Here is an 8,904-nt window from a genome sequence, read left to right as displayed (position 1 = left end):
GTATGCCTTCATTTTTATCTGGGCAGAATACACAACATTACTATTAATCGTACCTCAGTAGACTAGGAATTGCTCTATGTTGAATTACGGATTCTATGTAAAAGTAAATTTTTTTGACAACAACTTGCGTTTCAAAATACAACCGAACCTCGGTAAAATTACACAAATTGGCATAGATTTAATGGCGATCGCTAGAGAATTTTTACTATTTTTTAAGTTTTGCTCTAACTTGTCTTTCTCTTCACAAATTCTTTAACAAAAAACATAAAGATTCAAGTACTTCTACCGAACTAAATCAATACATTACGCAGCCATGATGTTTTTTAACAAAACTTTTACATTTCTCTCTGCCGCATGTTATTCGCACCTCCCGCCTTAAGTCACTCCGTCACAATCGTAATTCCTTGCTTGAATGAAGAAGGTAATTTGGAAAAACTTTTCTATACGCTCGATCGCACTTTTCAAAATCTAGGCTTTACTCTGCCAGTACTTTTAATTGACGATGGCAGTACAGATCAAACTCCTCAAATTCTGACACAGTTATGCTGTCAATATGCTTATTTAAAAACGATTCGACATCCTCAAAAGCGCGGTGTCACCGGAGTTTGGAAAACTGCGATCGCCCACGTTAATACAGAATGGGTATTTTGGGGACAAGCCGATCTAGAATCTGATTTTCAGAGTGACTTACCTTTATTATTAGAAGCTTGCGTACCAGGAGTTGACGGCGTTGCCGGATGGCGACAGCAACGCGGTGATGGCAAAGTCATGGCTTCTAAATTTGCTAATCTTGCCTGTCGGATGTCCTTTGGTTTGAAAATTCATGACATGAATTGGATCAAACTCGTGCGCCGCGACATTCTCACCAAAGTACCGTTTGATGTTGTGACCCATCGCTACCTTTTGGCAATCTTAGCAGGTTGGGGATATAACATTACAGAGGTTGCTACTCCTTGGCATCCACGTTTTTCCGGTCAGAGTAAATTTGGACGCGGACGGCTGGTGACATCCGCCATGAACTTTTCCCGCACTTGGTGGTGGTTTCATATTGAAAATCGCTTGCTCTTACCATTTCAATACATTCCGGCGATGTTCAAAGCAGTTGATGTTGGGTTTCGTGCTGGTAAAGAAGCTTTCGATCTGCAAGTCAGTCGCGATCGCGTAGCGAGTAATTCTTAATTTATGTAGAGACGTTACATGAATTTATGTAGAGACGTTACATGTAACGTCTCTACAATTCCCCTTCATTCCCGACTCCCCATTCTCCAATGAACAAACATATATTAGTTATCAGTTCGGTATATCCTCAAAATGCAGAAGGCAACCACGGAGCCTTTGTGCGAGAAGCAATTTTACGCTGTCAATCTGCGGAAACGACATTCTCGGTTTTTGCCCCAGCCTACGAAGGTAGTAAAAGCTACATGCTAGATGGTATAAAAGTTTATCGTTTTCGTTATTGTTTCAAACGGTTTGAAAATCTCGTCCGAGATGGAGCGCCGACTAAGTTGCAAAAACAGCCGCTTTATTTACTCGCTGCGGCTCTTTACATCCTTCTGGGTACGATTAGGTTGTTTCTGGTATGCTGCAAGGAAAAACCAGCCCTACTCCACGTTCACTGGGCTTTTCCACACGGATTGATGGCATTCCCTGCTAGTAAGATTCTCGGCATTCCGATGGTGTTCAGTTTTCACGGAGCCGAACTTTTACTGGCAAATAAATTTCGCTTTGTCTCGTCAATTCTGCGCTGGCTCACGCCCCATGCAAACAGCGTCACTGCCAATTCTTCTTTCACGCTGGGATTGGTACGCAAAATTTATTCAGGCGCAGTTACCGTAATTCCTTACGGCTTGACGATTGAAGCAAAACCGCCCAAACAACGTGCAGCAGGGGAGATTCCCCAATTACTTTTTGTTGGCAGATTGGACGAACGTAAAGGATTGCGGTATCTTTTGCAGGCTTTGACACTGATTTTAAAACAGCAGCCCGTGTGCTTAAAGGTGGTTGGTAAGGGAATCCTAGAAACAGAGATTAAATCTCAGTGTCATACATTGGGTTTAGATAAAGTGGTAGAATTCCTCGGTTTTGTCAGCAAAGAAGAATTGGCAGATGCATACGCTTCCTGCGATATCTTTGTCCTACCTGCCATTGTCGATAGCAAAGGCGATACCGAAGGCTTAGGAATCGTGATGATAGAAGCCTTAGCACATGAAAAGCCTGTAATTGCTAGTGCAGTTGGTGGCATTGGCGATGTCATCCGTTCTGGAGTTACTGGTCTGTTAGTACCCCAAAAAGACCCTGAAGCGCTAGCAGCCGCCATTTTGAAAGTACTGGCTGACCCCAATCTGGCTCAACAATTAGGACGAAGAGGCTTGCAAGATGTTCAAGTTCGGTTTGGCTGGTCGCGGATCGTTCCTCTATGGCAAGAGGTGTTTAGCTCCGCCTTGGCTAATACTGTGCCGACGCTCTCTCAAACAGTGAAATTATGATTCGTTCTCATCCATTATTTTCTCGTGCTGTGTTGACAACTCTAGTAGCAGCGCCGTTGGGGATTATGGCGGTTCTATCGATCGCCGTACTCGTGCCAGCGACCAAAAATCCAGAGTCGAAAATCTACGCTTCTAGCATTGGTTATCCAGCATTGCAACGATTAACGGGTAAACCGATCGCGGTGAAAACTGTAGCCGTAGCGCCAAAAACTCTAGAGGATAACGTAGCTGCACCTGGGGAGTCGGTGGCGTTGCATAAAATAGACCTCCGCCCACAGGTATCGGGACCAGTAGAACAGGTTTACGTTGAGGAAGGGCAGTCGGTACGAAAAGGACAGGCATTGGTTCAGTTCCAGCAAGAACCCTATAAAAATGCCGTTGATGCTGCCCGTAACAATGCCGCTATTTCGGAAATGGCTCTGCTGAACTTACAAAAGTCAGCGCCAGTGAAATTAGCCAAGCTAAAAACTGATGTCGAACTTGCCAAACATCGGCTGGCGATCGCCTCAACTAAAGTGCAAGATATGAATTCCTTGGTTGAGAAGGAACTCAAAGACCAAGTTGCTGATGGTCAGCATCGGCTGGCGATCGCTCAAAAGAAACTGCAACAAATGAATTCCTTAGTACAAGCAGGAGCGATTTCTAAATTTCAGCTCTACGACATTCAAGATAGTTATTTAGCGCGGAAGAAAGACCTAGATTCAACGAAACGGCAAACAATTAACGCTCAAATTCAGCTCTACGGTAGCCAAGACTTTTATACAACTTTGCAACAAAACTTGCTTGGCGCTCAACAAGAACTAGCACACACGCAACAAGAGATCGATAACGAGTTGGGTAATGCTCGTCTGAAACTGCAAAACGACAAAATAGCCCTACAAAATGCTCTAAAAAATTTACACAATACAGTGCTTTACGCACCGATGGATGGTTTAGTTAGTTGGGTTAATATCGATCGCGGCGAATTAGCAGGGGTACGTGCTAGCCGTCCGCTGGTCAGTATATCTAAAGATTTTGCGATTAGAGCTTATATCGACCAAGCGCAAATCAACGCGATTAAAGTTGGAGATCTCGCGACGATACGTTTGATGTCTTATCCTGGTCGCACCTTCCAAGGGAAAGTGATTCGACTCAACCCAACCATTTTAACTAGTGCGGGCAAACGTCCTAAAGGTGGGATCGATCGCCGCTATACTTACTCCGTTTGGATTGCCGTTGACGATCTGCAAATGGCAGCTGGCTTGCAGGGATACGTTCAATTCAATAAGGACAAAGCTAATTTAGCGATTCCAGAAAGTGCAGTGATTCATTTATCTGGTGGCGAAGGCATGGTGATGGTTGCCGAGGCAGGTCAAGCAGTTGTCAAACCAGTCCAAATGGGCAGAATTTTCGACAATCAACGAGAAATTATATCGGGTTTGATGCCTGGGGAACAGGTTGTACTTTCTCCTAGAGGGATAAATCCAGGCGATCGCTTAGAAGTCAGAAGTCAAAACTGAAGACAAGGGGGAAAAGGAAGACAAGGGAGACAAGGGAGAAAATCTAGCCACCAGCCACCAGCCACTAGCCACTCACTACTCACTACTCACTACTTATGAATAATTTGCTCTATTACCTGAATACCATTCGACTCAGATTTACTAATATATTACCTGTGACTGAAACAGGAATAATTAGTCAAAATCAAGTTAAAAAAGAGGTTTGGTATAACTGGTTTGAGCGCACGAGACTTACTTTTTTGGTTGCATCTTTTGCTTTATTTTTAGGGGTAAAATCTCCTTGGTATAGTTTACCTCCCGAAGCTTTAGAGGCATTTGACACTAATCTTAGGATCGCCAGTGCAGGTAGGGTTATTGCTTTATTGTTTGCGCTTTTAGCTGGGGCGATCGCCTTCCAATTTATAGCGGTTTTCAATTGGGTAAAACACACGAGTAGGGGCGCACAGCTGTGCGCCCCTACCAATGTCACGCATACAATCGAGAATTGCTATAGGCGCGGTCGCACTGCTCGAATGCTGTTTTGGAGCGGATTAGTTGTCGTGCTACTTTTTCCTTACTGTATTACTACCTGGTCGCCTACCGTGGCTTTTTTAAGTGCGGCTTACTACAAACAAGGGGTAGAAGCTACTCATCACGTCCAAAGAAACTTTCCGAAAATTCAGTCTCAGTGGAAACAGAATATAACTTTAAGTCAACCCGAGCCAATCAAATCGATCGCTTATTTTTCGATTGAAGATAGTCGCTTTTTTCAAATGTCGTCCTGGGATCGAATCTGGGTCGAGGGATTTGGTTATAGTAATAATTTTTTTGCCTACATTGGTCGCGGTTGGAGCTATGCTGTTGCTGGTTTAGTCATTAGTTTAATGGCTTGTTATTTAGGATTAGCTGAGCAAAGTTTTAACGCTTTGATAACAGATCTAGCTAAGTTTTTGCCTTGGGCGGGAGTGGCGATCGCTTTACTAACTCTATCAATGCTTTTACCCAATTTCATCGATCGCCACCTAGATACGTTGTATGCTCAGGGTCAGTATCGCCCAGTTGTCACTATTAGTAGGATTTTAAAAACTTGTTATCCTCCCTTGCAAGGCGACACGGAATTTCTACGACGTGAAGCAGAAGCCAGATTTTATGCTAACCGATCGGAGCCAGATGCGATCGAATTTGTCAAGGGATTAGAAAGCTATCGACGCAAAGATTACATCCGCGCTGAAGACTATTTCCAAAATGCCTTAGCAATGCAACCGCAAAACTTTTTGGTGCGGGAATATCTCACGACAAGTATCTTAAACCAGGGAGTCACTTATTTTAATGGTCCTAACAGCCCCACAAACCATCAAACAGGATTAGCAATAGAGCGTTTTGAACGGGCATTGCAAATTTTTCCAGCTCATATTGAAGCGCTTTACGACTTAATGCTGGCTAGGGCTGCTAATGGTGAATTCGATCGCTCGGCATCAGCAGCACGACAAATTATCGAAACGCAAGAGTATCCCCAGCAAAGCAATTTGGCTTTGTTGGGGCAAGCATATTTGCATAACTCTTGGGCGAGCTACCATGATGGCAAGATCGAAAAAGCTTGGGAGCAGTATCGCCAATCTATTGACAACAAAGCTTGGAAAGAATCTGGCGAGGCTCAAGAATGAAGCGTTTAAACCGTTGGCTATCGCTCGGATTAGTCTTAATCCTGGGCTTTTTATTAGGCGTGACCGGCTTTTCTGTTTGGGATAAAAGTCCTGCTGCTGCCGATCGCGTTGCTTGGTCTGCCCAGATGCAGTGGATTGCTCCCCAAACGCCTACTTACCGTTTTTATGCTCGTCGGTCTTTTTTCCTGAATGACGTTCCCGAAGCAGGCTGGTTGCGGCTGAGTGCCGATAACGATTTCATTCTCTATGTTAATGGACGGGCGATCGCTAGAGACAGAAATATTCTCTATCATTCTCTGGGTTTGGGAAGTCGATTCACGCAAGAGTTTCAACGAGCAAATGATAGCGTTGCTTACCGATCGCGGGGTTACGATTGGATTCAGCTTGCCAATGCTCAAGATTGGAAATTAACCACCTATGTTGACTTGACTCGTCACCTCCAAGCTGGGAGAAATACGATCGCGATCGAGGTGCAAAAGAGTCGGCAAAATCCGCGTGTGGTAGTTGAGGGCGCTGTCTATCCCTTATCTACATCACCCGCGATCGATCTGGCAACAGGTACAACACCGTGGGTAGTTTCAAATCTCAACGAAGCCCACAATGGTTTGCTTTGGTTCGATCGCGATTTTCCTGATGAAAGTTGGTCTTCAGCTAAAGCAATTGGTTCGGTGCAAGAAGGAACTTATAATCGCCTCAGTCCAAGACTATTCGATCGCTTCTTAGGGGGAAATTGGATTACTGGAATTGAAAGTACCCAAGGAGAAGTGTGGCTGAGAAGTGATTGGCAGATACCACAACATCAGTTTTCCCGTGCCTTCATTCGGTTTGCCGGAGATGGGAAGTATGCTTTGCTGATTAACGGTTTATTGGTCAACCGCTACGATGCCGAGCAGAACAACCAATTACACATGTATGAGGTGACAAATTTTCTCCGACCTGGCAGCAATACCCTGGCTGTACATTTGACTCGACCCCTGCACCAACTTGGTGCGGCGGCTCCCTTTAATCCGCTCGGATTTTTCTTGGATGGCTGGGCAGAAACTAAGTCGCACGCAGCGATCGCACCCATTACCACGAATAACACTTGGAAAACTCTGGAGCAACCTGTATCTGGCTGGTTTAATGGCGAGGGTGAAGCACGAGCAGCACAAGTTTTGGGTTCGCCAGACGCACAAAAGTTAGAACGCACGTTTGAGGGCGATGCATATCTGCTGAATTATCCCGATTATCTCTGGCACTTTTGGCTGTGGCAATTAGCAGGTATAGGTTGTGCTGTGGTTAGCGCTTGGAGTCTTGGTAGATTTTGGTTGGGCGATCGCCTTAGCTGGTGGAATAGTTTGGGCGCTGGGGCAGAGCTATTATTACCAGGAACGCTTTTTCTGATTGGAATTGGTTTACTCAAGCATCGCTATGCAGAAGCAGAACGGGGACTGCTGTTTTTTCAACAACAAAGCGATGCGCTCATCTTGCTAGGGTTTTTAATCGTCGTGTTGCTGACGCTGTTGTGGAGTTGGCGGGAAAGGAGACTAGCTTGCTTGGGGTTGTGGTTGCCTATGGGGTTAACTGCCTTTATCAGCTTGAGTTTAGTTAGCAGGGTTGGAGCATCTCCAATCAGTATGTGCTTAATTTTGTTTGGATTTGGGGCGATCGCCCTGTTTATTTTACTTCCCAGCCACACGCGACACAACTTCATAAATCGATTGACGACAGCTTACCAAGCGTATTCTCCCGCTTGGAACCAATGGTTGATGCTGGGTGCGATCGTTGCGATCGGTTTTGTTGTGAGAGCCTATAACCTGGGTTTCGTAGATCTCGATGCAGATGAAAATACTTCTTTAGATGCAACGAGGGGAATTCTGCGTACAGGTGCGCCCCAAGCAACATCGGGTATTTGGTACACCCGCTCTCCAGCCTATCACTACATGCTGGCTCTGTGGCTGCGGCTGCTAGGGGATTCAGTAGTGAATGCTCGCTTTTTGTCCGTACTTTGGGGTACAGCCACCCTAGTTTTAGTTTATGTTCTCACCCGCAAAATTACCGGAAAAGCTTGGATAGCTCTCATCGTCACGGCAATTCTAGCTTTCGATCCTTCACAAGTTTACTTTTCTCGGTTCATTCGGTTTTACCAAGTCGTTCAATGCCTGAGCATCTTAAGTTTCTGGTTGTTCCTCAAAGGATTTGTCGATCGCAGTGGTAGAGCTTACCAATACGGATTTTTCATTGCTTTGATTCTGACCATCTTAAATCAAGAGGTAACTGTAACTTTATTGCCTTGCTTTTTAGTAGGATTTATATTTTTCTATCGACCTTTTCGCTGGGCGGACGATTGGCAAATTGTTATGAGTAGCGTCGTTTCAATGGGAATTATTGCTTACGATCTTGTTTTCTTCTCGATTCGATGTTTGACTCCTTGGGTAGCTCTTTCCGACAGTACAGACGCTTATCTCAAAGTTCATTTCTTTAGCATTTCAGGACTGGCAAACAATTTCTTTGTGGGTCCTAGTCGAATGCATATTATTTATAGTTTTTTCTTTTTGTTAGGTTGGATATATTTTCTCAAACGGCGAGATGGAAAAACATTGTTTTTGTTCAGTAGCGTCTCGATCAACTTGATACTACTCACTATTTTGATTTATCAAATTGCTACGAGGTACACCTATCAAATTTATTCCATATTTATTTTACTCGCTGTTTACAGTGCTGCTTGTATTGCCGAAAGTGTAGCCAGCAAATTTGAGGTGTTTACGAGAAATTTATTACCAAGTAGAGGGATTGCGATCGCCAGCGTTCTCTTACTTTTAATTCTGAACGTAGAACCAAATCGAGTTTTAGCTAGCTATCACGACGCACTCACTAGGCGTAACAATGAAGCATTCGCATATATTAGCAGTCACAGACAAGCAGGCGATGTTGTGATTTCGACTTCTCCGGCTGCTGCTTCAACTGGTTTAGGAGGCTTAGATTACTTTATTCCAGGTAATATCCGCTTCGATGTTTTCTATTGGAATAACGGTCGAGTGATCGATCGCTGGGGTGGTGGCAAACTAATTAGTAATTTAGATCAAATGAGCCATATTTTAGAGAATTCTAAGCGCGTATGGTTACATGTAGATAATCACACAGAAGGTAGATTTGAACCTGTGTTTCGCGACTACATAGAAACTTTAGGTCAACCAATTATGGAAACCTTTGGAGCGCGGGTGCGGCTGTGGAAACCAGAAGATGGGGTATTTCCGCACGTACCTTATCAAGGGGGAGATTTAGGAGCTTATTAAT

At 44.4% G+C, this 8,904-nt stretch carries 5 protein-coding genes; all 5 read left to right on the top strand.

What is annotated here, in order from left to right:
• Positions 1–354: 354 nt before the first annotated feature.
• The 5 genes from DSM107010_RS29655 to DSM107010_RS29635 all read left to right on the top strand — a co-directional run bounded on the left by DSM107010_RS29655 (position 355) and on the right by DSM107010_RS29635 (position 8,903).
• The gene (locus DSM107010_RS29655) at positions 355–1,179 is read left to right on the top strand and encodes a glycosyltransferase family 2 protein (protein WP_106167837.1); all 825 of its coding nucleotides are present in this window, start codon (positions 355–357) and stop codon (positions 1,177–1,179) included.
• Between the two features lie 89 nt (positions 1,180–1,268).
• Positions 1,269–2,486 (top strand): glycosyltransferase family 4 protein, encoded by a 1,218-nt coding sequence (locus DSM107010_RS29650; RefSeq protein ID WP_106167836.1) that lies wholly within the window; start codon positions 1,269–1,271, stop codon positions 2,484–2,486.
• On the top strand, positions 2,483–3,985 hold the full coding sequence (locus DSM107010_RS29645; RefSeq protein WP_106167835.1) for a permuted SH3 domain-containing protein: 1,503 nt from the start codon (positions 2,483–2,485) through the stop codon (positions 3,983–3,985). Before DSM107010_RS29650 ends, DSM107010_RS29645 begins: the two co-directional genes overlap by 4 nt.
• 95 nt (positions 3,986–4,080) lie before the next feature.
• The gene (locus DSM107010_RS29640; RefSeq protein WP_106167834.1) at positions 4,081–5,628 is read left to right on the top strand and encodes a tetratricopeptide repeat protein; all 1,548 of its coding nucleotides are present in this window, start codon (positions 4,081–4,083) and stop codon (positions 5,626–5,628) included.
• Complete coding sequence (locus DSM107010_RS29635) at positions 5,625–8,903, top strand: glycosyltransferase family 39 protein (protein ID WP_106167833.1); 3,279 nt, start codon at positions 5,625–5,627, stop codon at positions 8,901–8,903. Before DSM107010_RS29640 ends, DSM107010_RS29635 begins: the two co-directional genes overlap by 4 nt.
• Position 8,904: the final 1 nt, after the last annotated feature.

Origin of the sequence: Chroococcidiopsis cubana SAG 39.79 (genome assembly GCF_003991895.1) — a bacterium.
GTDB classification, from domain to species: Bacteria; Cyanobacteriota; Cyanobacteriia; order Cyanobacteriales; family Chroococcidiopsidaceae; genus Chroococcidiopsis; species Chroococcidiopsis thermalis.
This window is presented reverse-complemented; position numbering and strand designations above follow the sequence as displayed.